Here is a 21909-nt window from a genome sequence, read left to right on the forward strand (position 1 = left end):
CGGCGCGCATGGCCGGCAGATTGTCGATCCCCAATGTTGGTGCAGTCACCCGGCCTCGGGGAAGGTGACGCTCGCCGCGAGGCCCGGGTTCGCGTCGGTCAGCCGGACCTCCGCACCATGCAGTTTCGCGACCGCCGCGACCAGGGCCAGACCCAGGCCGCTGCCGGCCGTCGAGCGGCTGCGTTCCAGCCGGTAGAAGCGGTCGAACAGCCGCTCACGCTCGGCCTCCGGCACGCCCGGGCCGTCGTCGACGACGCAGAGCACCGCCGCCCGGCCGACGCGGGTGACGCTGACCTCCACGGCCGCGCCGGGGCCGGCGTGACGCAGGGCGTTCTCGACCAGGTTGACCAGCATCTGGGTCAGCAGTTCGGCGTCGCCGACCACCCTCACCTGCGCCTCGCCCGCCAGCCTCAGCGATTGCGAACGCTCCTCGGCGGAGGGGGCGAAGGCGTCCACGACGGTCCGGCCGATCGCCGACAGGTCGCACGACCGGAACGCCGCGCGGCGCGCCCCGCCCTCGATCTGGGCGATCCGAAGCAGGGCGGCGAAGGTCTCCAGGATGGCGTCCAGGTCGGCCAGCGCGCCCTCCAGCGCCAGGCTCCGCTCGCCCGGCGCGCCTAGCCCGGCCTCCAGCTTCTGGCGCAGCCGGGTCAGGGGCGTGCGCATGTCGTGGGCGATGTCATTGGAGACCTGCTTCAGGCTCTCCATCAGGGCCGCGATGCGGTCCAGCATGCGGTTGAAGGTCTGGGCCAGCCGGTCGAGGTCGTCGTCCGAGCCCCGCAGCGGCACCCGGCGCGCCAGGTCGCCGTCGATGATCGCCTCCGCCGTGCCAGAGATCGCCGCCATCCGCCGGTGCACGTCGCGGCTGAGCGCATAGCCGCCCGCCACGCCCAGCACGACGATCCCCAGGAAGGCCAGGCCGAAGCCGCGGACTACGGCGCCGTCCAGCGCCTCGATGCGCTCCTCGTCGTCGCCGACCAGCAGCTTGCGCCCGCCCGGCAGGGGCACGGTCAGTAGGCGAATGGCCTCGTGCTCGCCGCCCTCGCTGCCAGCGACCACGGACCATCCCGTCGCGGCGTGGATGCGGGCCAGCCGCCCCGCCAGTGGCTCGCCGGCCGGGCCCTGCACGCCGTAGTCCAGCGATCCCGGCGTGCGGTCGCGCTCGTGCACCGCCTCGACCACGCCCACCAGGCCCTCGGAGCGGTACTCCAGGACCATGGCCGCCGACTCCGAGCGGATGCGGCCGTCGAACTGCGCCGACAGCGCATGGCGGGTCGAGAACAGGGTGATGACCCCCAGGATCACCACCGCGATCGCGAACACGGTGGTGTAGAGCGTGGCCAGGCGCAGACTGGTGGAGCGGAACATCTAGTCCGGCTCGCGCAGGATGTAGCCCGCGCCACGCACCGTATGGATCAGCTCGCACGCATGGCCGCGGTCGACCTTGCCGCGCAGCCGGCTCATGTGGGTCTCGACGATGTTGGTCTTGGGATCGAAGTGGAAGTCCCAGACGCTCTCCAGCAGCATGGTGCGCGTCACCACCCGGCCGGCATGGCGCATCAGATATTCCAGCAGCTGGAACTCCCGCGGCTGTAGCTCGATGCGCCTGCCGCCGCGGGTGACCGTGCGGGTCAGCAGGTCGACCTTCAGGTCCGCGACGCCCAGTTCGGTCCGCACCTCCTGCGGCGGCGGCCGCCGGGCCAGGGCGTTCACCCGCGCCAGCAGTTCGGCGAACGCGAAGGGCTTGACCAGATAGTCGTCGCCCCCGGCGTCCAGCCCCTCGACCCGGTCGTCGATGCCGCCCATGGCGGTGAGCAGCAGCACCGGCGTCTTCACCCCCGCCGCACGGATGGTGCGCAGGATGGCCAGGCCGTCGATGCCCGGCAGCATGCGGTCCAGGACGATGACGTCATAGGGCTCGCCGGCCGCCAGCATCAGGCCATCGCGGCCGGTCGCCGCGAAGTCCACCGCATGGCCGGCCTCCGACAGGGCGCGCTTCAGATAGCCCGCCGCCTCCTCATCATCCTCCACGATCAACAGCTTCATGGCCGGACCCTGCCCCCATCCGTGGATAGGGGAAAGGCCCGGCCATGGCCGCCAATAGGGCGCTTAGTCAGGATGGGAGCCTTCCACCTTATTCTCCAGGACCTTGCCGTCGGCGGCGTCGACGCCGACTTCATAGCCCTTGCCGTTGGCCTTGATGTCGAACGACCAGCGCAGGCCGCTGCCGCCGGCTTCCTTCTCCAGCTCCTTGTCGGTGATCCGGCCGGGCCTGGCCTTCAGCGCGATGGCCTGGGCTTCGGCGAGCTGAACGTGAGCTTTCCCGGCCAGTTCATGGCCGGCATAGAGCTTGGGCGCCGCGGCGACCGCGGCGGTGGCGAAGAACAGGACGGGAAGCAGGCCTAGGAATTTCATGGAGTCTCCTACGTGAGCCCCCGCTCATTCCTGGAGACTACCGCCCTCCGACTTGCGCGCGGATGGCCGGCGGGTTGTCATTTCCCAATGCTGGTCTGGGCCGCTCCACGCGGCCCCCCGCCCGGCTGGGTCAGGCCCGTTCAGGGCGCGATATGGGCGGCCGTCAGTTCGGCGCGCGCCGCGTCGAGCTCGGCCTGGAACGCGGGCTTGGTCATCAGCTTCTGGACCAGCACATTGCCCAGCACGTGCCCGGCCTCGATGTCGCCGCGATAGTGGACCCCGCAGTAGAGCCGGCTCTCGGCATAGTCCGAGGCCCGCGCCAGAATGATCTGCGCGTTGCCGGGGATCAGGTTGGCGAGCACGGCGGCCGCGGCATAGCCCATGGTGGCGTGACCGCTGGGGTAGCTGTTCTTGCGGTCGTGCCCGTCGTCGCAGACGTCGAGCGCCTTGTCGTTGAGGAACGGGCGTTCGCGCTCGAAGTAGGACTTGGCCTTCTTCGCGGCCACGCTGTCCTCGTTGCGCAGATCGTCGAACAGCGTGGCCGTCGCCGGGAAGCGCTCCAGGCTGAAGGCGGGGCCGAGAACGTCGGCGATCGAGCGGACATCCTCCACCTCGTCGTCGTGCCTGGCCTGTTCCAGCCGCTCGGGCGTCCGGGTCGCGGCGATGCGGTGCAGCTCCGCGCGGCCCTCGACCGCGGCCGGCGTGTCGTCCCTGGGCGGCGGCGGCAGGATCTGCGCCGGCTCGAGATCCCCCGCGGCCAGGAATTTCGACACGGCCGGCGCCTTGGCCGGCGCAGGCGCCTGAGCGTGCGCGGCGCCGCCGATCAGGACCAGCGCGGCGAGGATCGGAAGACAGCGTCTCATCTCGTTCTCCTGTCCGGCGCCGGGCCTAGAAATTGACCTTGGCGGAGACCTGGAAATTGCGTTCCGGCTGGAAATAGTACTGGTCGAACGCGACAGTCTTGCCGGGCTTGATCGACGTGAAGTGCTGGCTGTCGAACAGGTTGTAGACCGCCGCCTCCAGCCGGTAGCGGTCGAAGCGGTAGACCACCGACAGGTCCGCCGAATGGTAGCCCGGGATCCGGTACGCGGCGGGCTCGCCCTCGACCGACCACTGGACGCCAGTATATTTGTCCGTCAGCGACACCGACCAAGTCTCGTCCGAGTAGAGGATGCCGACGGCGGCGGTCGATTTCGGCGCGCCGGCGATCTGCTTGCCGCCGACGATGGTCACCGGGACGCCGCCGACCGTGGTGCTCGCGCCCTGCGCCTTGGCCGAGTTGAGCGATCCGTTGGCGAACAGGAAGACGTGGTCCATCGCCTCAAACGTCGCGGCCCCCTCGATGCCCTTGTAGGTGGCCCCGCCCAGGTTGAAATTCACCGTCTCGGTCCCGCTCGCCGCCGAGGTGACCGTGGCGGTCTGCAGCTTGTTGGTGAACTTGATGTAGTAGACGTCGGCGTCGAGAGTCAGACGTCCGCCGTGATAGACCCCGCCGGCCTGGTAGTTGGTCGATTCCTGGGGCTTCAGGTCCTTCAGGTTCGGGTTGACCACCTGGGTCACGCTGATGTCCGGCAGCAGGAAGCCGGTGGCGTACTGCGCATAGACCGACAGGTTGTCCAGGATCTTGTAGTTGCCGGTAAAGAAGTACAGCGTCTTCGTGAAACGCTTGGAATAGTGATAGGGCTGGCGCGACTTCTGGTTGACGTCGGCATCGACGTGGATCTTTTCACTGACATACTTGATGCCCGGCGTGATCGTCAGCTGCGGCGTCGCGCGCCACTCGAAATCCACGAACGGCTCGTACTGCTTCCAGCCGGAGTTCTGCAGGTATTCCAGATATTGCGGCACGCCGGCGATCACCTTCTGGCGGTAGTCGACCGTGTAGGACCCGTTCACCCGGCTGATGGTGGCGTCATAGTCGAAGCGGGCGCGGGGCCCGGTGTCGGCCTTCTCGGCCCAGAGCCCGGCCCGGATCGTCCCGAACGGCAGATCCTGGTCCAGGTGCAGGATATTGCCGTAGATCTTGTAGACGTTGAGCTTGGTATAGCCGGGCACGTGGCCGTTCACGACCGGCTTGCCGCCCGGCGTCTGGGTGATCTGCAGGCCGGTCCGGTTGGCGATGTCGCTGGGCGAGAGCGTCGGGTCGAGCGCCGATTCCGTGTCGTTCTTATAGTAATAGGAATAGACCGTGTCCTCGAGCTTCAGGCTCGGCGTCACCTGGCCGTTCAGCTTCGCATAGTTGAAATAGGTGTGCTTGGTGACGAGGTTATACTTGTAATAGGTCGGGCTCGCCGGATCGTTGCTGAGGGCGAAGTTCTTCCCGTAAAGCGCCACCTGGGTCAGGGTCGCGCCGCTGTTATCGTTGGTGTGGACCTTGGTGTAGTTCCAGGTCCCGAGGACGGTCAGATCCCAGCCCTCGGCGATGGGGAAGACCGCCCGGATCAGCTGGTTGTAGGCCCGAGCGCCGCTGTAGCTCAGGTAGCCGTCGGTCTTTAGCTCCTGGAGATTGACCAGGAACCGGGCGTCGTGCAGCTGGGAAATCGCGCCGCTGGAGAGCTTGGTCACCGACAGATAGGTGTTCCAGGACCCGGCGCTGACCGACTGCGAGCCCCCCCGGGTCTCGCTGACTTCCGGCGAGAACAGGTTGATCGAGCCGCCGAAACTGGCGACCCCCAGCTGGCCGGCCTGGCCCGGGCCGCGATCCACGACCACCGCGCCGATCGTCGAGGACGGAAAGAACGAGGTCGAGTGGTGGGTCGGGCCGTTGGCGTCACCCCATGGGATGCCGTCGTAGGTGATGTTGTACTCGCCGTCCTTGAAGCCGCGCAGCGTCGACTTCGCCTCGCCCAGGCCGGGGCCGTTGAACGAGGTCCCCGACACGCTGGGCGAGAGGTTGACGATCTGGGTGTAGTCGGCGGTGGCCGGGATAAACTGGTCGATCGCCTTGCGGTCGATGATCGACTGCGGCTCGGTGGCCGCCAGCGAGGCCTTGACCGGCGCGACCGCGGCGGCGCCCGAGGCGGCCGTCACCACCAATTCGTCGACCATCCGGCCGTAGTCCGCGTTCTCGGGATCGATCTTGACCGGCGAGTCGACCGCGTCCGTCGCTGCGGCGCCGGCCGGCTGGGCCGAGACGGCGGACAGACAAAGCGCAATCGCCGTGCACGCCAGCCAAGTCGATTTGTGCGCGCTTCCGCGCGTGAACTTGCATCGCATACTGAACCCCCGGCGCGTCGGACCGGGTTATTCCCGGAGTCGACTGTGTCGTGCTTGGGGGGTCTAGAACCGCGATTGAATCCGGCTCGCAAACCAAGTTTTGATGACAGTTTTTTCGCGTTTTTGTCTCACGCCCGAGGTTGGCGATAATCAATGTCACATCCACGCGAAGCACAGCCGCCCGCCCCTATCCTGGCAGGCTGGCCCTCGAATATGGAGCCGCGGCCGACGGCGATGGCCGGGCGCGGACCGGCGCGAGCCAGGCTGCGTCAGCCGAACTCGGCGGCCCACAGCGGCGAGGAGGCTTTCATGAAGCGCAGGAAGTACTGCACGCAGGCGATATCATGGCCGGTGGCGGGGTCGCCGATCACCACGTCGTACCAGACAGCCTCGGCCTTCGGACTTTCGGTGAACTTCAGCATCTTGGTGCGCGCCACATAGTCGACGCCGGCGCGCAGCGGGCCACGATACTGGCGGACCTCCAGCGCCCCGAACAGGCCCACCGACTTGCCCACCTTCTCCAGCGCCTTCGGCCGCACCTGGTGCGACAGGCTGACCACGTGCGAGGGCGGCAGGACATGCTGCTGGGCGTAGAGCGGATGCGGCTCGGTGATGCGGGTGAGCGCGTCCTGCAGCTTCTCGACCTCGAGGCGCAGCGGGATGCCACTGAGCTCATCGCCGACCCGGTACTGGCCGAGGATGCGCAGCTTGGTGGGGTCGACGGCCGTCTGCTGCTGCAGCACGAGGCTGAGCTCGGAGAGCGAGTCCGGCGCCTGGACACTGGCCGTGCCCCGGCAGATCAGCGCCCCGGCCTCATTGTACATCGTGAGCCGCGCGCGGCCCTCGCCGGGCGTGACCACTGCTCGGACCGGCTCGGCGTCCACCGTGGCCTGGGTGAAGTAGAGCGAGATGTCGCCGGTCTCGAACCAGCGCGGCCCGTAGAGGTCCAGCAGCATCGGCACGAACTGGTCCATGTGCACCGAGCCTGGCACGGTGCCGCCCTTGAACCCCAGCTTCGAGGCCACTGCGTCGTTGTGGATCGAGCCGGGCGCCTGCTGGAAGGCGTTGCGCGGGGTGCGGAATTCGCCGGCCAGTTCGGCGACGGCGCCGGTTTGGGTCATGCTCTCCTCCAGGTTTCTTGCTTCTGCATCGGGGGCGACGGACGCCCAGAAGGTCCGCATCATCCCTCCAAAATTGCGGCGGTAGAAGCGCTGTCGATCATCCACGACGGCCCAGGCTTGTCTTGCGCCCGCCCGTGCGGCCAACCACGATGCCGCAAGAGGGACCCAGATGCAGATCTTCAAGAGGTTGGCGTGGACCGCCGGGGCTGTGCTGGCGCTGCTGGGCGCCGCGCCGGCCGGGGCGACGACCTTCAGCGTCTCGTTCCCGAAGGCCGCCAGCGCCGCGCCGCTGGACGGGCGGCTGATCCTGATCGTCAGTCCCGAGCCGACGCCGGAACCCCGGCTGCAGGTGGAGCTGGAGGCGCCGCTGCGCACGCCCTACATCTTCGGCCAGACCGTGGACGCCATGGCGCCGGGGGCGCCCATCGCGCTCAGCCCAGCGGCAGTCGGCTGGCCGGCGGCGCGGCTGGAGGCCCTGCCCGACGGGGACTACACCGTCCAGGCGGTGCTCAATCGCTACGAGACCTACCACCGCGCCGACGGCTCGGTGGTGAAGCTGCCGCCCGACATGGGCGAGGGCCAGCACTGGAACGAGAAGCCGGGCAATCTCTATTCCACCCCGATGCTGGTGAAGGTCCGCCACGGCGGCCCGGCCGTGGCGATCCGCCTGGACCAGGTGATCGCCCCCATCGCGCGCAAGACCGACACCGAGTTCGTCCGCCACATCCGCATCAAGAGCGAGCTGCTGTCGAAGTACTGGGGCCGGCCGGTCTATCTGGGCGCCCATGTGCTGGTGCCAGCCGGGTTCGACAAGCACCCGCAGGCCCGCTTCCCGCTGATGGTGTTCCACGGCCACTATCCGGACGACATCTCCGGGTTTCGCACCACGCCGCCGGACGCCGACCTGAAGCCCGACTATTCCGAGCGATTCCACCTGGCCGGCTACAACCGCATCCAGCAGGAAGAGGCCTACGCCTTCTACCAGCGCTGGATCGCCAGGGACTTCCCACGGTTCCTGGTCATCGAGATCGAGCACGCCAACCCTTATTACGACGACAGCTATGCGGTGAATTCGGCCAACCTCGGGCCCTACGGCGACGCCATCAACAAGGAGCTGATCCCCTATATCGAGAAGCAGTTCCGCGGCCTGGGCGAGGGCTGGGCGCGGTTCACCTATGGCGGCTCGACGGGCGGCTGGGAGGCCATGGCGACCCAGGTGTTCTATCCGGACCTGTACAACGGGGCCTTCATCGCCTGCCCGGACCCGATCGACTTCCGCGCCTACACGACCATCAACCTCTATGAGAACAAGAACGCCTTCTACGAGGCGGGCGTCGTCAACCGGATCGAGCGACCGGCCATGCGCGACTACCTGGGCCAGACCCTGGCCACCCAGCGCGACGAGAACCAGATGGAGGCGGTGCTGGGCGACCACGGCCGCTCCGGCGGCCAGTACGACATCTGGCAGGCGGTGTTCTCGCCCCAGGGGCCGGACGGCTACCCGAAGCCGATCATCGACAAGCGGACCGGGGCGATCGACCCGGCGGTGGCCGCCTACTGGCGCGAGCACTTCGACCTGACCCACATCGTCGTGCGCGACTGGGCGACGCTGGGGCCGAAGCTCAAGGGCAAGCTGCACATCTATGTCGGATCGGCCGACAGCTACTTCCTGACCGACGCGGTCTACCTCGCCCAGGAGAAGCTGGAGGCGTTGAAGGACCCGGCGTGGGGCGGCGAGGTGGCCTATGGCGAGCGGGCCGAGCACTGCTGGAACGGCGACCCCAAGCTGGCCAACGCCTATTCGCGCCTGCACTACGACCTGCAGTACCTGCCCAGCATCCTCCAGCGCATCGAGGCGACGGCGCCGCAGGGCGCGGACCTGACCAGCTGGCGGTATTGAGGCCAGCGACGGCGACGAAACGTCAGGCGGGCGGCGCAGCGGCCTGGAGGTAGTCCAGCAGCGCCTGGCCGAACTCCGTGTTCTGGTCCCCGGCGACCATGTGGCGCGCGCCCGGCACGGTGATGACCTGGGCGTCGGGCATCAGCGCCCGGAACCGCGCCAGTTCCTCCGGCCCCACGATGTCGCTCTCCTCGCCGCGCACCAGCAGGGTCGGCGCCGTGACCGCCACGGCGGCCTTCACGAGCCGGTCGACGTCGGCGAAGCGGTCCCGCGCCGTGACCTCCATGAACCGGGGGTCCCAGTGCCAGTGCAGGCGGCCGTCGCGCAGCCGCAGGTTCTTCATCAGGCCGGCCGGATTCCGGGGCCGCGGCCGGTGCGGCAGGTAGGCCGCCACCGCGTCGGCCGCCTCGTCCAGGGTGGCGAAGCCCTCCGGATTGGCGGACATGAAGGCCTGGATGTGGCTGGCGCCCTCGCGCGCCGGCGCCGGGGTGATGTCGACCAGCACCAGCACCCGCACCCGGTCCGCGGCCGCCTCGCCCGCCGCCAGCAGCGCCGCGATCCCGCCCAGCGACGCGCCGATCACCACCGCCGGGCGCGCGAAGCGGACCAGCACCTCGACCAGGTCGTCGCGGAAGGCCGTGAGGCTGTAGCCCAGGTCCGCCGCCCAGCCGCTGTCGCCGTGGCCCCGCAGATCGAGGGCGACGACGCGGTAGCCGCGCTCGGCCAGCATCCGAGCCGTCGCGCCCCAGGCGTGCCGCGTCTGGCCGCCGCCGTGCAGCAGCACCACCGGCGCGCCGTCGGCCGGGCCGAACCAGTCGGCGGCCAGCGCCACGCCACCGGCGCCCGCCACCCGCTCGGGCTGATCGACATCGTCCAGGCTCTGACTTGGCATCGGCGCTCCATACACGATCGCGCCGGCCACCCGGCGCCGCAACCATGCGGGGGAGGCAGCTCCGACGCCAACTCTAGATTCGCGCCTGCCCGTGACGGGCGCCTTGAGAACAAGCCTGCCGCCGCCGTCGTTGGCTGCCGTTTCGTCAGCGTGCTCTAAGACGCCGCGGAGGCGACACATATGGAACAGCTGAACGAAAACACTCCGGTGATCGTGGGCGTCGGCGAAGCCTCCGAGCGGATCGGCGACGCCGGCTACAGCGCCCTGTCGCCCGTCGAGCTGGCCGCCCGGGCGGCGCAGGCGGCGCTCGACGACGCCGGCGCGCGGCAGCCGCTGGGGCCACACGTCGAGCTTGTCGCCGGCATCCGCCAGTTCGAGATCTCGGGCGCCAGGGCCGTCGCGCCCTTCGGCTGCTCCAACAACTTTCCCCGCTCGGTCGCGGGCCGGATCGGCGCCGACCCGGCCCGGGCGATCCTGGAGCCGGTCGGCGGACAGGGCCCGCAGCACCTGGTCAATGAGCTCTCGAACCGGATCGGCGTCGGCGAGCTGGACCTGGCCCTGATCTTCGGATCGGAGGCGATCTCGACGGTGCGCGACCTGACCTCACGCGGCGAGCGCCGCGACTGGGCCGAGCGCGTCGACGGCGCGCTGGAGGATCGCGGCTATGGGGTGGACGACCTGGTCACCGCGCCGCTCATCGACCACGGCGCGCGCACGCCGATCCAGGTCTACGCCCTGTTCGAGAACGCGCGGCGCGCGCGTCTGGGCCTGACCCGCGAGGCCTATCGCACGGCGATGGGCCAGCTCTTCGCCCCCTTCACCCGGGTCGCGGCCGGCAACCCGCACGCCATGTCGCGCGCCTCGCTGGAGGCTGACGACATCGCGACGCTCAGCGCCCAGAACCGCATCGTCGCCGACCCCTTCCCGCGCCGGACCGTTGCCCGCGACCAGGCCAACCAGGGCGCGGCGGTGCTGATCGCCTCGGTGCGCAAGGCCCGTGAGCTGGGCATTCCGGAAGACCGCTGGGTTTACCTCCACGGCGGGGCGGACGTGGCCGAACGCACGCCGGTCGAGCGGCGCGACCTGAGCGCCTACCCGGCCGCCGGGCTTGCGGTCCGCAAGGCGCTTGAGATCGCCAAGGCCGGCGTCGCGGAAGTCGCGCTCTTCGACCTCTACAGCTGCTTCCCCGTGGCGGTGTTCAGCGTGCTGGAGGAGCTTGGCCTCGCGCCGGACGAGCCGCGGCCGTTGACGGTCACCGGCGGGCTGCCGTTCTTCGGCGGCGCCGGGAACAACTATTCCATGCACGCCATCGCCGGCATGGTGCGCGGCCTCCGCGCCCAGCCGGGCGCGTTCGGCCTGGTCGGGGCCAACGGCGGCTTTCTGTCGAAGTACTCGGTCGGCGTCTATTCGACCCGGCCGCGGTCCTGGGCGGCGTTCGACAGCCGCGCCCTGCAGGCGCAGATCGACGCTTGGCCCGCGCCCGCCCCCGCGCCGGCCGACGCCCTGGTCGGGACGGTCGAGACCTACACGATCGACTATGGGCGCGACCCGAAGCATGGCGTCGTCATCTGCCGCACGCCGCAGGGCGACCGCTTCATCGCCATGACTTCGCCCGAAACCCTGGAAGTCCTTGAGCAGATGATCGCCAGCGAGCCGCTGGGCGCGACGGCGATCTGCGCCATCGATGAACGCGGGCGGCGGGTCGTGATGCGGATGGACATCGGGTGAAGCGGGTCGGATCGAGCGGTGGGGCCCCCGATCCGACCCGCCTCCGGGCCTACTTAGCGAACCTTTGCCTGATCGCGTTGAGACCCGTTTCATAGATGCCGGCCAGGGCGGCGTCCGCGGCGCTCGCCTGTCCGAGATCGGGCGTGTAGGCGCCACTCCAAGTGACGGTGGAGGTTCCGTCAGGCCGGGCGACGACCTTGATCGTCGAGGCGTAATGGGTGACGGGCACCGGGGCCGACTTGAAGGCGTAAGAGTAGGACCGCTCGCTTCGGGCGGTCTGAATCTCCACGAATGTCGCCGCGCCGTCCTTGATCACAAGCGTGCGCGTCGGCGGGGCGCCATGATCGTCCGCACAGGACCCGATGGCAGGGCGCCATTGGGCGATGGCGCGGAACGGCCCGATCACGGACCAGACGGCGGCGGGCGATCCTTGACATCGACACTGCGCCACAGCGATGCCGAGGCGGTACAAATGCTTAAGTCGGCGATCACTTAGGTCTGAGCGCCGCTGGCGGTGGGCCTCAGCTGCGCCTTGGACCAGACCTCGGTTCCTTTGAGGGGCGAGCCACGCGCGGGCTATTCATGGCGGAGCGCGTCGATAGGATTCATGATGCCGATCCCACCGACCAAAAGGCTGACGGCAGCCACCGCCCCCAGCAGCGCAGTCAGCGTCTTGGTGGTGCCTTGGAGGGTCTCGGCGATCTGTCGGGTATCGAAGATGTTGAAGTCATCCGGCCTGGCCCCGGTGATGTTTCGGCGTTCCCGCAGAAGGGTCTTGATCGACGCCTGCAACGCGGTGCTGTCGTAGGCGGGATCCACGGCCACCATGATCAGCCGCACGTCGCGATTGCCGGTGAAACGGCGCTGCACCGCCTTGATGGGCATGACCACGACATCGTCCTGATCGTTGGCGCCGCCACCCTGCCCGCGCGTCGCCAGCGTGCCGATCACTTCGCAGGAGAGGTCGCGGATACCGTAACGTAAGGAAAGTCTGACTCCAAGACGCTCGCTGGTGGGCCCGGCAGGACTCGAACCTGCAACCAGACCGTTATGAGCGGCCGGCTCTAACCATTGAGCTACAGGCCCCTGCAGCGCGAGGCGCCGCGTTACCATGGGCTGCACGGCGCTTAAAGCTTGCGTTCAGGTGGGATTTGCGAGGGTTGGCGTCCCTCGTCCTGGACTGGAGCTTTCGATGAAGACCCTGATGCGCGCTGCGGCCCTCGGCCTGGTGCTGACCGCCGGCGCGGCCGCGCCCGTGGCCCTGGCCCAGACCGCCCCCCCGGCGGCGGACACCCTGTTCCGCGCCACCACCTTCAACCTCTCGGCCTATGGCGAGAGCCGGGTCGCCCCCGACATGGCCACCATAAACCTGGGCGTCATGACCGAGGGCAAGACCGCCGCCGAGGCCCTGGCCGCCAACGCTGCGCGGATGGGCGCGGTCATGGCCAGCCTGACGAAGGCCGGGATCGCGGCGAAGGACATCCAGACCTCGAACCTGAACCTCAGCCCGCAGTACCGCTATGTGGAGAACCAGCCGCCGGTGCTGACCGGCTACCAGGTCTCGAACCAGGTGACCGTGACCGTGCGCGACCTGAAGCGGCTGGGCGCGGCGGTGGACGCCACCGTCAACGCCGGCGCGAACCAGGTGAACGGGATCAGCTTCGGGCTCAGCGACCCGACCGCCGCCGAGAACGCGGCGCGCGAGGCGGCGGTGAAGGCGCTTTCCGCCAAGGCCGACCTCTACGCCCGGGCCACCGGCTACCGGATCTCGCGCCTGGTCACGCTCAGCGAAGGCGGCGGCTACACGCCCCAGCCGCCAATGCCGATGCTGGCCTACGCCAAGCGCGGCGTGGCCGCCGATTCCACCCCGGTCGCCGCCGGCGAGCTCAATGTGCGCATCGACATCACCGGGCTTTACGAGGTGACCCGCTAAGACTTCAGCGCCGCGGCCACAGGTCCGGCAGCCGCGCCGCCAGCCACTTGGCGAGCGCGGCATTGACCTCGGCGGGCTTCTCCTGGGCCATCCAGTGGCCGGACTCGACGACCGCCTCAGTGAGATCGGCGCAGTGGACGCGCATCGGTTCGGCCAGGCGGGACTCCAGGGTCTCGCAGACGTAATCATAGGCGGCGTGGAGGAAGAGCGTCGGCATCGCCAGCCGCCCGCCCCCCGGGGCGCGCGCGGCATAGGCGGTGTTCGCCGGGCCGTTCATATACCAGCTGTCGGGGCCGAAGAAGCCGTTGCGCTCGAGCGCCGCGGTGTAGCGGTTCTCGTCCTCCAGGGTCAGCACGCTCTCGTCGCGGGGAGTGTCCGGCGCCTTGCCGCCCGGGCCGAACCAGCCGCCGTTGGCGCGGGGGAATGCGGTGCCGGCCGGCTGGCCCTTGCCCGCGGGCGACCCGGCGCGGAACAGCAGCTTCACCGTGTCGCGGACATCGCCCTCGAAGCCGGCGCAGGCGGCGGCGAAGTTCTCGCCATAATAGAGCATGTAGTCCCACTGGGCGGCCGGCAGGCTGGCTTCCGGATAGATCGTCCGGTCGGCCAGCGGGATGATCGCCTCGGGCGCGAAGCCCTGCGGGATGTAGGGCACGCAGAGGGCGGCGATGCCGTGGCAGCGGTCCGGATGCTGCTGGGCGATCGACCAGACCACCGGCGCGCCCCAGTCGTGGCCCACCCAGATCGCCCGCTCGGCGCCCAGGTGATCCAGCAGCTCGATCATGTCGGCGACGATCTCTTCCTGGGCGTAGTCCTCGTGCCGCGCATAGACGCTGGACCGGCCATAGCCGCGCATGTCCGGGGCGATGGCGCGCAGGCCCAGGCCGGCGAACACCGGCAGCTGGTGGCGCCACGAGATCGACAGCTCCGGCCAGCCGTGGACGAAGATCATCGGCGTCGCCGCCTCGGGTCCGGCCGCCAGGTAGAAGGTCGTATGGCGCGGGCTCTTGGCGACATGCTCCTGGATCGCGGTGGTCATGGGTTTCAGCTCCAGCTCGCTACGGCGCCTTGGCTACCTTGGCGCGGCGGAAGGCGCTGTCCAGGCGGTCGGCCATCATCCGGCCGGGGAAGGTGCGGTCGCCCTCCATCGCGGCGGCATAGACCAGGTCGGTGCCGGCGATCGGCCCGGCGGCCCAGCCTACGCCGCGCGAGGCGTCGGCCGCGGAGTTGCAGCTGAGCGCGCGGGGCTGGCCGTCCCTGGCGGTGGCGGCCAGCAGGTGGGCGACCTTGGTCTTGCCCGGGGCGCCGCAGGCCGGCAGCTCGCGGTCGCAGGTGGTGGCGGAGTTGTAGCGGTAGACCAGCCGGCCCGACCCCTTGCGGGCGATCAGCAGGCAACTGGCGGGGTCGCCGATGGCGCGGGAGACCTCGGCGTCGAGGGTGTCGCGGTCCACCCCCGGAGGGCCGCCCGGCGAGCAGGCGGCCAGGCTCAGCACCGCCAGCGCGGCGGCCGCGGCGAGGGCCTCAGCCGGCCGTCTTGATCTCTTTGGCGTCATCCAGCAGCACCACGGTCGGCGAATAGTTGCGGGCCTCTTCGGCTGGCAGCATGCCATAGGCGACGACGATCGCCTTGTCGCCCTTCTGGACGGACCGAATGACCGCGGCGACGGACCTCCCCCGGCGGGAGGCGCGGCGTCAGCCGGCGTGGCGGCGCAGGAACTCGGTCATCTCGTCCAGCACCGGGGCGCGGCCGCGCAGGGGGCGGGAGAGCGCCAGGACCATGCGGACATGGTCGACGCCGGGATAATGCCGCTCCTCCACCTCGACCCCGGCGGCGCGCAGGCTGCGGGCCAGGGCCACGGTATTCTTGGGCCAGACCATGTCGTCGGCGTCGCCGGTGGCCAGGAAGGCCGGCGGCGAGGTCGCCGTGACATAGGCCGTGGGCTGGGTGGCGGGCAGGTCCGGCGTGTCGCCGAACACCCGGTGGGTGATGTCGCCCTCCAGCGGCAGGAAATCGTAGGGCCCCGACAGGCCGGCCAGGGCCTTCACCCGGTGCGGATCGACGCCGGCGGCCTTCAGGTAGCGGCCGTCCAGCGCCAGCATGGCGGCGTTGTAGGCGCCAGCCGAATGGCCCACCAGGACGATGCGCTGCGGATCGCCCCCGAACCGGGCGGCGTGGTCGCTGGCCCAGCGCACGGCCAGCGCACAGTCCTCCAGGAAGGCCGGGTACTTCACCTCGGGATAGAGCCGGTAGTCGGCGACCACGGTCACGAACCCGCGCGAGGCCAGGGCCCGGCCGACCCAATTGTAGTCCTGCCGCCGCCCCGAATCCCAGGCGCCGCCGTAGAAGAACACCGCCAGCGGCGCGTGGCCCGTGCCGCCGCGCGGGGTGTAGACATCCAGCCGCTGGCGCGGGTTGGGGCCATAGGCCTCGCCGCGCGCCACCAGCGCCGCCGGGTCCTTGGGCGAGAGGGTGGCGAACATGGTCAGGGGCGAGCACGCCGCAGTCAGCACGGCGGCCAGGCCGGTGACGGTGAAACGCTTGGTGACCTTGGCGACGGACGGCATGGACCGGACCTAGGCGGGGAAACGCGGGCGCGCAACATCCGCCCCTCGGTTCTACGGCCGCGCGGGCGCCGGAGACGCAGAACGAGGCGCCCGGGCGACGCCGGGCCTTGACGGCGCCCGCCTCGCCCGGCGCAATGTGGGTGAACAACGATAAGGGAGATGCGTCATGGATGGGGCTCAGGCGCCGACGGGTTTCAATGCGGATGCGCTCGCGCAGGTTCCGGCCACCCTGCAAGGCATCGTCGATCAGGGCGCGCTGTCCGGCGCGGTGACGCTGGTGTGGCGCAAGGGTGAGGTGATCCAGGTCAATACGCTGGGCCAGCGCGACATCGCCGCCGGCGCGCCGATGCAGCGCGACACCCTGTTCCGCATCGCCTCGATGACCAAGCCGGTCACCACGGTGGCGGCGATGATGCTGGTCGAGGATGGCAAGCTGAAGCTCAGCGACCCGGTGACCAAGTGGCTGCCGGAACTGGGCGGCATGCTGGTGCTGGAGGCCGCCGACGGCGCCCTCGACAAGGCCGCCCCCGCCAGCCGCGACATCACGGTCGAGGACCTGATGACCCACCGCGCGGGCCTGGCCTATGGCTTCACCTCGGTGGGGCCGATCGCCTATGCGCACCAGGACAAGCTGGGCTCGCCGCTGGCCAATCCGCTGTCCCCCGACGCCTGGCTGCAGGCGCTGGGCGAACTGCCGCTGAGCTACGAGCCGGGCGAACGGTTCCACTACAGCCACGCCACCGACGTGCTGGGCTTCCTGGTGGCGCGCATCGAGGGCAAGCCGCTGGGCCACGTGCTGCAGGCGCGGATCTTCGACCCGCTGGGGATGGCCGACACCGCGTTCTGGCTGCCGCCGGAAAAGCGCGACCGGCTGGCGAAGCTCTACGAGGCCCCGGCCGACGGCGGCGCGCTCATGGACGTCTCCCTGCCGATGGCCGACACCCCGCCGGCCTTCGAGGGCGGTGGCGGCGGCCTGATCTCCTGCGTCGACGACTACCTGAAATTTGCCCGCATGCTGCTGGCGCGCGGCGAGGTGGACGGCGTTCGGCTGCTTAAGGCCGAGACTGTCGACCAGATGACGGCCAACCGGCTCACGGACGTCCAGCGCGGCCACACCTTTATGGGCATGCCGTTCTGGCTGAGCCAGGGTTTCGGCCTGGGCCTGTCGATGATCGTGGACGCCGCGGCGCACCAGTGGATGGGGGCCGGCGGCCAGGGCGCCTTCGGATGGCCGGGCGCTTTCGGCACCTGGTGGCAGGCCGATCCGGAGCACGACATGATCACGATTTTCATGATCCAGGATTCCATGCCGCTGGGCCCCGAAGCCGTCACCGCCATGCAGGGCCAGCGTCCCACCGGCCGCATCGCGCTGCCGATGTTCCAGAAGCTGGTCTACGCCGCCCTGGGGTAAGGCGCCCAACGACGCTGGACCCGCCTCTCCTCACCCGTAGGGGGAGGGGGACCGGCCGAAGGACGGTGGAGGGGGCCCGCCACCGCAGAGATCCATCCTGCGGACCCCCTCCACCCTGCTGCGCAGGGTCCCCCTCCCCCTACGGGTGAGGAGAAGACGGGCGCGACGCTCAGTGCAGGTTGCGCGGGGCCACGCAGATGGGGCGGTCGCCGAGCTTGTCACCGACCAGGCTGCCGTCCTTGATGGCTGTGCTGCGCGCGATGTTCAGGGCCTTGCCCTCCGGCGGCGGGATCTGGCCCCTGGCGCAGATCGACACGTCGACCCGCTGGCCGCCGTTCGGGCAGGTGCAGATGTATTCGCGGTTGTCGAGGCGGCTGGCCGGCACGTCGCAGACCGGCGGGATCAGCTGGCCGCCGCCCTCGATGCACTGGATGGTGGTCTTCGGCGGGTTCGGGCTCAGCGGCTGGGCCAGGGCGGCGCCGGCCAACGCCAGCGGCGCCAGGACGATGAGTGCGATGCGCATGTGAGCCTCCGACCCTGTCCGCCGAGGTGGATGCCGGTTCGGCGGAGAACGGTTCAACCGGCGCGACCCTAACGCCGATCGCCGGCGCCGGGCCCCTGAAATTTCGGCCGCCGTTCACCACGTCCTTCAGCGCCGGCTTAACCCCGCCGGGCGCAGGCTGGCGCCATGGACCCGATCGCCACCGCCCAATACGGAATGATGGCCGCCTCGCGCCGCTTCGAGGCCTCGGCGACCCAGATCGCCAATGCGCCCAATGACGCCAACGTCGATCTCGGCGCGCAGGTCGTGGACATGGTGCAGGCCAAGCAGGCCTTCGCCGCCAACGCCACCGTGGTCCGCTTCGCCCAGGACATGTGGGACTCGCTGCTGAAACTGCAGACACGCTGAGCGGCGTCCGCCACGTAGACGAAGACGTCGCGCGCACGAAAAAGGGGAGCCTCGCGGCTCCCCTTTGCGTATCCGGCGTCAGGCTCGAGCTTACTTTTCGGTGGCGTCCGCGCCGTCCTTGGGGGCGCCCGTGCCGGACGAGCCCATGAACAGCTTCTTGCCATCCGGGAAGGTCACGTCACGGCCGTTGGCCTTGCAGGCCGGACGGCAGAGCCGGTCCTTGGACTGATAGCCGCGGACGATGATCTCCTGGCCGGCCTTCAGCGAATTGCGGTCGATGCCGGCGCGCAGCAGGGTGTTGGGCGTGCCGCCCTCGACCATCCACTCGACGGACGTGCCGTCGGCGCCGACCACGTTGATGTGCACCCAGGCGTGGGGATTGATCCACTCCACCTTGGTCACCTTGCCGCGCAGCAGGACCGGGGCCTTGCCGTCGAACTCGGCGGCGAAGGCATGGTGCGCCAGGGCCGCGCCGCCGGCGACCGCGACGCTAAGCGCCGCGCCCGCGAACGCCGCCATCATCAGGTTCTTCTTGTTCATCTCGCGCCTCCAACGCCGGATGCCGAATTCCAAATCATCGATCGGGCCTTGGAGACCCGCCGGGTCTCTCTACTTCAGCGGCTCCTTGCGGAGGTCACCGTACATCAGTTCCTCGACGAACTCGACGCACTTGAACTGGTTCAACCGCGCGTCGTCGCCTACGTGCTTGTAAAGATTGAAGCTCATCTTCCAGGGCTTGGTGAAAGTTTCGGGGTCGGTGATCGTCGCCTCATAGCGGATCACGCCGGGCCCCGTGGGGGTCCAGCGCTCCACCACCGTCATCTGGTCGGAGTGGAAGTTGCCGGCGCGGTCCAGCCACGAGCGGTCGACCATGCCCGAGACCGAGACCGCCAGGGTATCGCCGTCCCACTTGGCCACCGACTGGCCCATCCAGCTGTCGACCGGGGCCGGGCCAGGATCGGTGAACAGCACGTTGCGCACGGCGCCGGCGTACTCATAGGCGATGATCATCGACTTCTCGGATTGGAAGATCTGGAACGGCAGCGCCATGTAATTGGCCCGCGGCACGCCGGGCAGATAGCACTTCACCTCGGGGTCGCCCTTGTCGAGGTCGAGGTAGTTGGCGCGGTTCTTGTCGCGCTGGACCTTGGCCTCGGGCTTGTAGGGGATCTCGCCGCCTTCCACGATGCCCAGGCCGGCCGGGACCGCGCCCACCGCGCCCAGCGCCACGACCGCCTTGGCCGGCACCGGCACGAACGGACCGGGGCGCAGCTGCAGGGCGGCGCGCGCGGCGTGGGGCTCGATGTCCCAGTTGGCGGTGTTCATCACCTGCCACACGCCGTTGAGGTCCGGGTGCTTGCCGTCGGGGCCGCGGGGCGCCTTGTAGGCGGGCGTCGCGGCCTTGGCGGCCATGGCCTTTGCAGGCGCCGCCTTGGCCTTCGTCTCGGCCTGAACCGGTCCGGCCGCCACCGCCAACCCGACCACGGCCAGCGCCGCCACGATCCTGATCATGCTCTCATTCCCCCAACGCCCCGGCCTGGATTCGGCGGAGCCTATTTCTGGCGACAAGCCTAAACAACGTACACGCACCGCGCCAGCGCAGCTCGGCGTTTTGAGAAACCGGTGGGCTGGGATAAGTCGGCCCCCATGACGCTGCGCCCACTCTTCGTCACATCGGTCTACGAAGCCAGCCTTACAGCAGACCGGAGCTTCGAAAATTTCAACGGCGAGATTTGGGCCGCCTGCCAGTCGCTGGCCGAGGAGGACCTGGCCGGCCGCGCCTGGTGCCGAGAGCACGCTTATGGCGGCTACACGTCCTATGCGTCGCTGGACGACCTGCCGCGGCGGATGAGCGTGTTCGGGGAGCTCAAGACCCGGCTGGACCGCCATGCCAAGCGCTTCGCGGGCTCGCTGGCCTTCGACCTGGGCGCGGGGCGGCTGCGCCTGGACAGCCTGTGGGTGAACGTCCTGAAGCCCGGCGCCGCCCACTCCGGCCACATCCACCCGCACAGCGTGCTTTCGGGGACCTACTATGTGGCGACCCCGCCAGGCGCCAGTGCGCTCAAGCTGGAGGACCCGCGCCTTCCGCTGATGATGGCCGCCCCGCCCCGGCGTCCCGATGCGCCGGAAGAGGCGCAGACCTTCGTCTATCTGCAGCCGGCGGCGGGCACGCTCTACCTGTGGGAAAGCTGGCTGCGTCACGAGGTGCCGGCCAACCGGGCGAAGACGCCGCGGGTGAGCGTGAGCTTCAACTACGGCTGGCGGTAGAGGTCAGCGCCGCTTACGGGCGTGCCGAATGCTGGAGACGACCACGTCCCGCTCATCAATGCGATAGCGGACGACGTAACCGTATCGTCCAAATTTGACCGGGAGCTCTCTGAAGCCTCGGCCAATCGGTCGTCCTCTCGATGGCATTTCACCGAGGCTGTCGATGGCCAAGGTCATGGCGTCAGCCGCGAGATCGGCGGCGCGCGGCGTCTTCGGAGCCAACCACGCCACCAGCCTCGACAGGTCGCGATAGGCGGCGGGCGTGACCCGGACCCGTATCAACGGTCCTTCTTCACCTGCCCATCGAGTTCGCTGCGGAAGTGGGCCATCGCCTCCTCCACCGAATACGACACACCCGTCCGGTCATACTCTTCGAGAGCCGCGAGATCCTCCGCAAGGTCATCATCCTGCAGGCTATCGCTGATGATGTCGCGAACGTAGTCGCTGACGGACAGGCCGGCGGCCTCGGCCAGCGCCTTGAGGCGCTGCTCGGTCTCGTCGTCGACCTTCACCCTGATCTCGCCGTCGGCCATCGCCTGAGAGTCCTCCCGGCCGCTCGGCGGGTCAAGCCGGTCGCGCGGTCGATCGTGGGGGTGTCGCGGCGGCCCTCGAAGTGCGGCTCGTAGACGATCTTGATGTAGTCCGAACCCTCGGCGATCCGCCGCACGACCCAGGCCTCAGCCTGATCCGGCGCGGTCAGGGTCTCGATGGCGAAGCCATACTCGGTCCCGCGCCGAAGGTGTGGGTGTGGGCGTCGATCAGGCCAGGCAGCAGGGTCTTGCCCTTGCCGTCGATGACCGTGGCGCCCACTGGGACCTTCACCGCCGGACCCATGACCACGACCTTGCCGCCGGCCCCGACCACCGTGGCCCTGGGGATCACCCTGTCCCCATCGAACACCCGCACGCCGGTGATGGCGAAGCTGGGCGCGGCGTCCGCGGCCAGCGCAGCCGGCACGGCGCACAGCCACGCGGCGCCCACGACGGTGGCCAGGAACTTGGCAGATGACATGAAAACTCCCCGGACTTGCGGCCGGGGAGTCTTAGAGCCATGCGCCGCAGCGTCAGCTTACGGTTGCGTCATCCGCCAATCAGCTGTCGAGGAAGCTTCGCAGCTTCCGCGACCGGCTGGGGTGCTTCAGCTTGCGCAGCGCCTTGGCCTCGATCTGGCGGATGCGTTCGCGGGTGACCGAGAACTGCTGGCCGACCTCTTCCAGGGTGTGGTCGGTGTTCATGCCGATGCCGAAGCGCATGCGCAGGACACGTTCCTCGCGCGGGGTCAGCGACGCCAGCACGCGGGTAGTGGTCTCGCGCAGGTTCGACTGGATGGCCGCGTCGATGGGCAGGATGGCGTTCTTGTCCTCGATGAAGTCGCCCAGGTGGCTGTCTTCCTCGTCGCCGATCGGGGTCTCGAGGCTGATCGGCTCCTTGGCGATCTTCAGGACCTTGCGGACCTTCTCCAGCGGCATGGCCAGCTTCTCGGCCAGCTCTTCCGGGGTCGGCTCGCGGCCGATCTCGTGCAGCATCTGGCGGCTGGTGCGGACGATCTTGTTG

25 protein-coding genes, 1 tRNA gene and 1 pseudogene are annotated in these 21909 nt (G+C 69.4%); 6 read left to right on the top strand and 21 right to left on the bottom strand.

Annotated features, from left to right (window positions below; genetic code table 11):
* Positions 1 to 45: 45 nt before the first annotated feature.
* The 6 genes from Q0R13_RS12595 to Q0R13_RS12620 all read right to left on the bottom strand — a co-directional run bounded on the left by Q0R13_RS12595 (position 46) and on the right by Q0R13_RS12620 (position 6752).
* Positions 46 to 1368 carry an ATP-binding protein gene (locus tag Q0R13_RS12595; RefSeq protein WP_293904400.1) on the bottom strand — a complete coding sequence of 441 codons (1323 nt, stop codon included), beginning with the start codon at positions 1366 to 1368 and terminating at the stop codon, positions 46 to 48.
* On the bottom strand, positions 1369 to 2046 hold the full coding sequence (locus Q0R13_RS12600; RefSeq protein WP_293904402.1) for a response regulator transcription factor: 678 nt from the start codon (positions 2044 to 2046) through the stop codon (positions 1369 to 1371). It lies immediately after the preceding gene.
* A 63-nt stretch (positions 2047 to 2109) separates the two neighbouring features.
* Positions 2110 to 2415 carry a PepSY domain-containing protein gene (locus tag Q0R13_RS12605; protein ID WP_293904404.1) on the bottom strand — a complete coding sequence of 102 codons (306 nt, stop codon included), beginning with the start codon at positions 2413 to 2415 and terminating at the stop codon, positions 2110 to 2112.
* Between the two features lie 140 nt (positions 2416 to 2555).
* Positions 2556 to 3278 carry a phosphatase PAP2 family protein gene (locus tag Q0R13_RS12610; RefSeq protein WP_293904406.1) on the bottom strand — a complete coding sequence of 241 codons (723 nt, stop codon included), beginning with the start codon at positions 3276 to 3278 and terminating at the stop codon, positions 2556 to 2558.
* Between the two features lie 25 nt (positions 3279 to 3303).
* Positions 3304 to 5463, bottom strand: a complete 2160-nt coding sequence (locus Q0R13_RS12615) for a TonB-dependent receptor (protein ID WP_293904408.1) — start codon at positions 5461 to 5463, stop codon at positions 3304 to 3306.
* Between the two features lie 437 nt (positions 5464 to 5900).
* Positions 5901 to 6752, bottom strand: coding sequence for a hypothetical protein (locus Q0R13_RS12620; protein WP_293904410.1), 852 nt, complete (start codon positions 6750 to 6752; stop codon positions 5901 to 5903).
* Positions 6753 to 6921: 169 nt separating this feature from the next.
* Here Q0R13_RS12620 and Q0R13_RS12625 point away from each other — a divergent pair, with 169 nt between their 5' ends.
* A complete protein-coding gene (locus tag Q0R13_RS12625) occupies positions 6922 to 8652 on the top strand; it encodes a hypothetical protein (RefSeq protein WP_293904412.1) in 1731 nt (576 codons plus the stop codon).
* Between the two features lie 22 nt (positions 8653 to 8674).
* Here the strand turns inward: Q0R13_RS12625 and Q0R13_RS12630 are convergent, their stop codons facing one another.
* Positions 8675 to 9544 (bottom strand): alpha/beta fold hydrolase, encoded by an 870-nt coding sequence (locus Q0R13_RS12630; RefSeq protein ID WP_293904414.1) that lies wholly within the window; start codon positions 9542 to 9544, stop codon positions 8675 to 8677.
* A gap of 180 nt (positions 9545 to 9724) precedes the next feature.
* On the opposite strand from Q0R13_RS12630, the gene Q0R13_RS12635 reads away from it, so the two are divergent.
* Complete coding sequence (locus tag Q0R13_RS12635; RefSeq protein ID WP_293904416.1) at positions 9725 to 11272, top strand: acetyl-CoA acetyltransferase; 1548 nt, start codon at positions 9725 to 9727, stop codon at positions 11270 to 11272.
* A 49-nt stretch (positions 11273 to 11321) separates the two neighbouring features.
* Here the strand turns inward: Q0R13_RS12635 and Q0R13_RS12640 are convergent, their stop codons facing one another.
* The 3 genes from Q0R13_RS12640 to Q0R13_RS12650 form a co-directional block, all read right to left on the bottom strand.
* Complete coding sequence (locus Q0R13_RS12640; RefSeq protein ID WP_293904447.1) at positions 11322 to 11723, bottom strand: SRPBCC family protein; 402 nt, start codon at positions 11721 to 11723, stop codon at positions 11322 to 11324.
* Positions 11724 to 11848: 125 nt separating this feature from the next.
* Positions 11849 to 12316, bottom strand: a complete 468-nt coding sequence (locus Q0R13_RS12645) for an ABC transporter permease (RefSeq protein WP_366852891.1) — start codon at positions 12314 to 12316, stop codon at positions 11849 to 11851.
* Positions 12283 to 12358, bottom strand: a tRNA-Ile gene (locus Q0R13_RS12650). The genes Q0R13_RS12645 and Q0R13_RS12650 overlap by 34 nt, the downstream gene beginning before the upstream one ends.
* Positions 12359 to 12464: 106 nt before the next feature.
* Here Q0R13_RS12650 and Q0R13_RS12655 point away from each other — a divergent pair.
* The gene (locus Q0R13_RS12655; RefSeq protein ID WP_293904420.1) at positions 12465 to 13205 is read left to right on the top strand and encodes an SIMPL domain-containing protein; all 741 of its coding nucleotides are present in this window, start codon (positions 12465 to 12467) and stop codon (positions 13203 to 13205) included.
* Positions 13206 to 13209: 4 nt separating this feature from the next.
* On the opposite strand, the gene Q0R13_RS12660 is transcribed toward Q0R13_RS12655, so the two are convergent.
* The 4 genes and pseudogenes from Q0R13_RS12660 to Q0R13_RS12670 all read right to left on the bottom strand — a co-directional run bounded on the left by Q0R13_RS12660 (position 13210) and on the right by Q0R13_RS12670 (position 15767).
* The gene (locus Q0R13_RS12660; protein ID WP_293904422.1) at positions 13210 to 14241 is read right to left on the bottom strand and encodes an alpha/beta hydrolase; all 1032 of its coding nucleotides are present in this window, start codon (positions 14239 to 14241) and stop codon (positions 13210 to 13212) included.
* 19 nt (positions 14242 to 14260) lie between these two features.
* Positions 14261 to 14755, bottom strand: coding sequence for a hypothetical protein (locus Q0R13_RS12665; protein ID WP_293904424.1), 495 nt, complete (start codon positions 14753 to 14755; stop codon positions 14261 to 14263).
* Positions 14724 to 14852 (bottom strand): annotated as a pseudogene (locus tag Q0R13_RS22635) (aspartate 1-decarboxylase); the annotation flags it as partial. The gene Q0R13_RS12665 and the pseudogene Q0R13_RS22635, both read right to left, overlap by 32 nt.
* A 42-nt stretch (positions 14853 to 14894) precedes the next feature.
* Positions 14895 to 15767: an alpha/beta hydrolase gene (locus Q0R13_RS12670; protein WP_293904426.1), complete on the bottom strand. Its 873-nt coding sequence runs from the start codon at positions 15765 to 15767 to the stop codon at positions 14895 to 14897.
* A 166-nt stretch (positions 15768 to 15933) separates the two neighbouring features.
* On the opposite strand from Q0R13_RS12670, the gene Q0R13_RS12675 reads away from it, so the two are divergent.
* Entirely contained in the window at positions 15934 to 17178 is a 1245-nt protein-coding gene (locus Q0R13_RS12675) for a serine hydrolase domain-containing protein (protein ID WP_293904428.1), read from the top strand.
* A gap of 169 nt (positions 17179 to 17347) precedes the next feature.
* Here Q0R13_RS12675 and Q0R13_RS12680 read toward each other — a convergent pair whose 3' ends face one another.
* Positions 17348 to 17701 carry a hypothetical protein gene (locus Q0R13_RS12680; protein WP_293904430.1) on the bottom strand — a complete coding sequence of 118 codons (354 nt, stop codon included), beginning with the start codon at positions 17699 to 17701 and terminating at the stop codon, positions 17348 to 17350.
* Positions 17702 to 17866: 165 nt separating this feature from the next.
* Here Q0R13_RS12680 and Q0R13_RS12685 point away from each other — a divergent pair, with 165 nt between their 5' ends.
* Positions 17867 to 18088: a flagellar basal body rod C-terminal domain-containing protein gene (locus Q0R13_RS12685; RefSeq protein ID WP_293904432.1), complete on the top strand. Its 222-nt coding sequence runs from the start codon at positions 17867 to 17869 to the stop codon at positions 18086 to 18088.
* A 90-nt stretch (positions 18089 to 18178) separates the two neighbouring features.
* On the opposite strand, the gene Q0R13_RS12690 is transcribed toward Q0R13_RS12685, so the two are convergent.
* Together Q0R13_RS12690 and Q0R13_RS12695 are read right to left on the bottom strand one after the other, a co-directional pair.
* Positions 18179 to 18628, bottom strand: coding sequence for a DUF6152 family protein (locus Q0R13_RS12690; RefSeq protein WP_293904434.1), 450 nt, complete (start codon positions 18626 to 18628; stop codon positions 18179 to 18181).
* Between the two features lie 69 nt (positions 18629 to 18697).
* On the bottom strand, positions 18698 to 19600 hold the full coding sequence (locus Q0R13_RS12695; protein ID WP_293904436.1) for a hypothetical protein: 903 nt from the start codon (positions 19598 to 19600) through the stop codon (positions 18698 to 18700).
* 135 nt (positions 19601 to 19735) lie between these two features.
* Between Q0R13_RS12695 and Q0R13_RS12700 the strand changes: the two genes are divergently transcribed.
* Positions 19736 to 20356, top strand: coding sequence for a TIGR02466 family protein (locus Q0R13_RS12700; protein WP_293904438.1), 621 nt, complete (start codon positions 19736 to 19738; stop codon positions 20354 to 20356).
* Between the two features lie 3 nt (positions 20357 to 20359).
* Here Q0R13_RS12700 and Q0R13_RS22640 read toward each other — a convergent pair whose 3' ends face one another.
* The 4 genes from Q0R13_RS22640 to Q0R13_RS12715 all read right to left on the bottom strand — a co-directional run.
* Positions 20360 to 20638, bottom strand: coding sequence for a type II toxin-antitoxin system RelE/ParE family toxin (locus Q0R13_RS22640; RefSeq protein WP_366852886.1), 279 nt, complete (start codon positions 20636 to 20638; stop codon positions 20360 to 20362).
* Positions 20635 to 20889, bottom strand: coding sequence for a DUF6290 family protein (locus tag Q0R13_RS12705; RefSeq protein WP_293904440.1), 255 nt, complete (start codon positions 20887 to 20889; stop codon positions 20635 to 20637). The genes Q0R13_RS22640 and Q0R13_RS12705 overlap by 4 nt, the downstream gene beginning before the upstream one ends.
* 163 nt (positions 20890 to 21052) lie before the next feature.
* Complete coding sequence (locus Q0R13_RS12710) at positions 21053 to 21367, bottom strand: hypothetical protein (protein WP_293904442.1); 315 nt, start codon at positions 21365 to 21367, stop codon at positions 21053 to 21055.
* 79 nt (positions 21368 to 21446) lie between these two features.
* Positions 21447 to 21909 (bottom strand): sigma-70 family RNA polymerase sigma factor (locus tag Q0R13_RS12715; protein ID WP_293904444.1); only part of this gene is annotated, 463 nt, incomplete at its 5' end.

The sequence above is a fragment of the Phenylobacterium sp. genome, assembly GCF_025351295.1.
Classification (GTDB): domain Bacteria; phylum Pseudomonadota; class Alphaproteobacteria; order Caulobacterales; family Caulobacteraceae; genus Phenylobacterium.

Excerpts from the sequence above, each read along its gene's own strand:
- Q0R13_RS12655 (WP_293904420.1), top strand. The coding sequence starts at position 12,465 with ATGAAGACCCTGATGCGCGCTGCGGCCCTCGGCCTGGTGCTGACCGCC.
- Q0R13_RS12670 (WP_293904426.1), bottom strand. The coding sequence starts at position 15,767 with ATGCCGTCCGTCGCCAAGGTCACCAAGCGTTTCACCGTCACCGGCCTG.
- Q0R13_RS12620 (WP_293904410.1), bottom strand. The coding sequence starts at position 6,752 with ATGACCCAAACCGGCGCCGTCGCCGAACTGGCCGGCGAATTCCGCACC.
- Q0R13_RS12605 (WP_293904404.1), bottom strand. The coding sequence starts at position 2,415 with ATGAAATTCCTAGGCCTGCTTCCCGTCCTGTTCTTCGCCACCGCCGCG.
- Q0R13_RS12660 (WP_293904422.1), bottom strand. The coding sequence starts at position 14,241 with ATGACCACCGCGATCCAGGAGCATGTCGCCAAGAGCCCGCGCCATACG.
- Q0R13_RS12700 (WP_293904438.1), top strand. The coding sequence starts at position 19,736 with ATGACGCTGCGCCCACTCTTCGTCACATCGGTCTACGAAGCCAGCCTT.
- Q0R13_RS12595 (WP_293904400.1), bottom strand. The coding sequence starts at position 1,368 with ATGTTCCGCTCCACCAGTCTGCGCCTGGCCACGCTCTACACCACCGTG.
- Q0R13_RS12685 (WP_293904432.1), top strand. The coding sequence starts at position 17,867 with ATGGACCCGATCGCCACCGCCCAATACGGAATGATGGCCGCCTCGCGC.
- Q0R13_RS12665 (WP_293904424.1), bottom strand. The coding sequence starts at position 14,755 with ATGACGCCAAAGAGATCAAGACGGCCGGCTGAGGCCCTCGCCGCGGCC.
- Q0R13_RS12615 (WP_293904408.1), bottom strand. The coding sequence starts at position 5,463 with ATGGTCGACGAATTGGTGGTGACGGCCGCCTCGGGCGCCGCCGCGGTC.
- Q0R13_RS12630 (WP_293904414.1), bottom strand. The coding sequence starts at position 9,544 with ATGCCAAGTCAGAGCCTGGACGATGTCGATCAGCCCGAGCGGGTGGCG.
- Q0R13_RS12680 (WP_293904430.1), bottom strand. The coding sequence starts at position 17,701 with ATGCGCATCGCACTCATCGTCCTGGCGCCGCTGGCGTTGGCCGGCGCC.
- Q0R13_RS12610 (WP_293904406.1), bottom strand. The coding sequence starts at position 3,278 with ATGAGACGCTGTCTTCCGATCCTCGCCGCGCTGGTCCTGATCGGCGGC.
- Q0R13_RS12690 (WP_293904434.1), bottom strand. The coding sequence starts at position 18,628 with ATGAACAAGAAGAACCTGATGATGGCGGCGTTCGCGGGCGCGGCGCTT.
- Q0R13_RS12695 (WP_293904436.1), bottom strand. The coding sequence starts at position 19,600 with ATGATCAGGATCGTGGCGGCGCTGGCCGTGGTCGGGTTGGCGGTGGCG.
- Q0R13_RS12625 (WP_293904412.1), top strand. The coding sequence starts at position 6,922 with ATGCAGATCTTCAAGAGGTTGGCGTGGACCGCCGGGGCTGTGCTGGCG.
- Q0R13_RS12675 (WP_293904428.1), top strand. The coding sequence starts at position 15,934 with ATGGATGGGGCTCAGGCGCCGACGGGTTTCAATGCGGATGCGCTCGCG.
- Q0R13_RS12705 (WP_293904440.1), bottom strand. The coding sequence starts at position 20,889 with ATGGCCGACGGCGAGATCAGGGTGAAGGTCGACGACGAGACCGAGCAG.
- Q0R13_RS12600 (WP_293904402.1), bottom strand. The coding sequence starts at position 2,046 with ATGAAGCTGTTGATCGTGGAGGATGATGAGGAGGCGGCGGGCTATCTG.
- Q0R13_RS12710 (WP_293904442.1), bottom strand. The coding sequence starts at position 21,367 with ATGTCATCTGCCAAGTTCCTGGCCACCGTCGTGGGCGCCGCGTGGCTG.
- Q0R13_RS12635 (WP_293904416.1), top strand. The coding sequence starts at position 9,725 with ATGGAACAGCTGAACGAAAACACTCCGGTGATCGTGGGCGTCGGCGAA.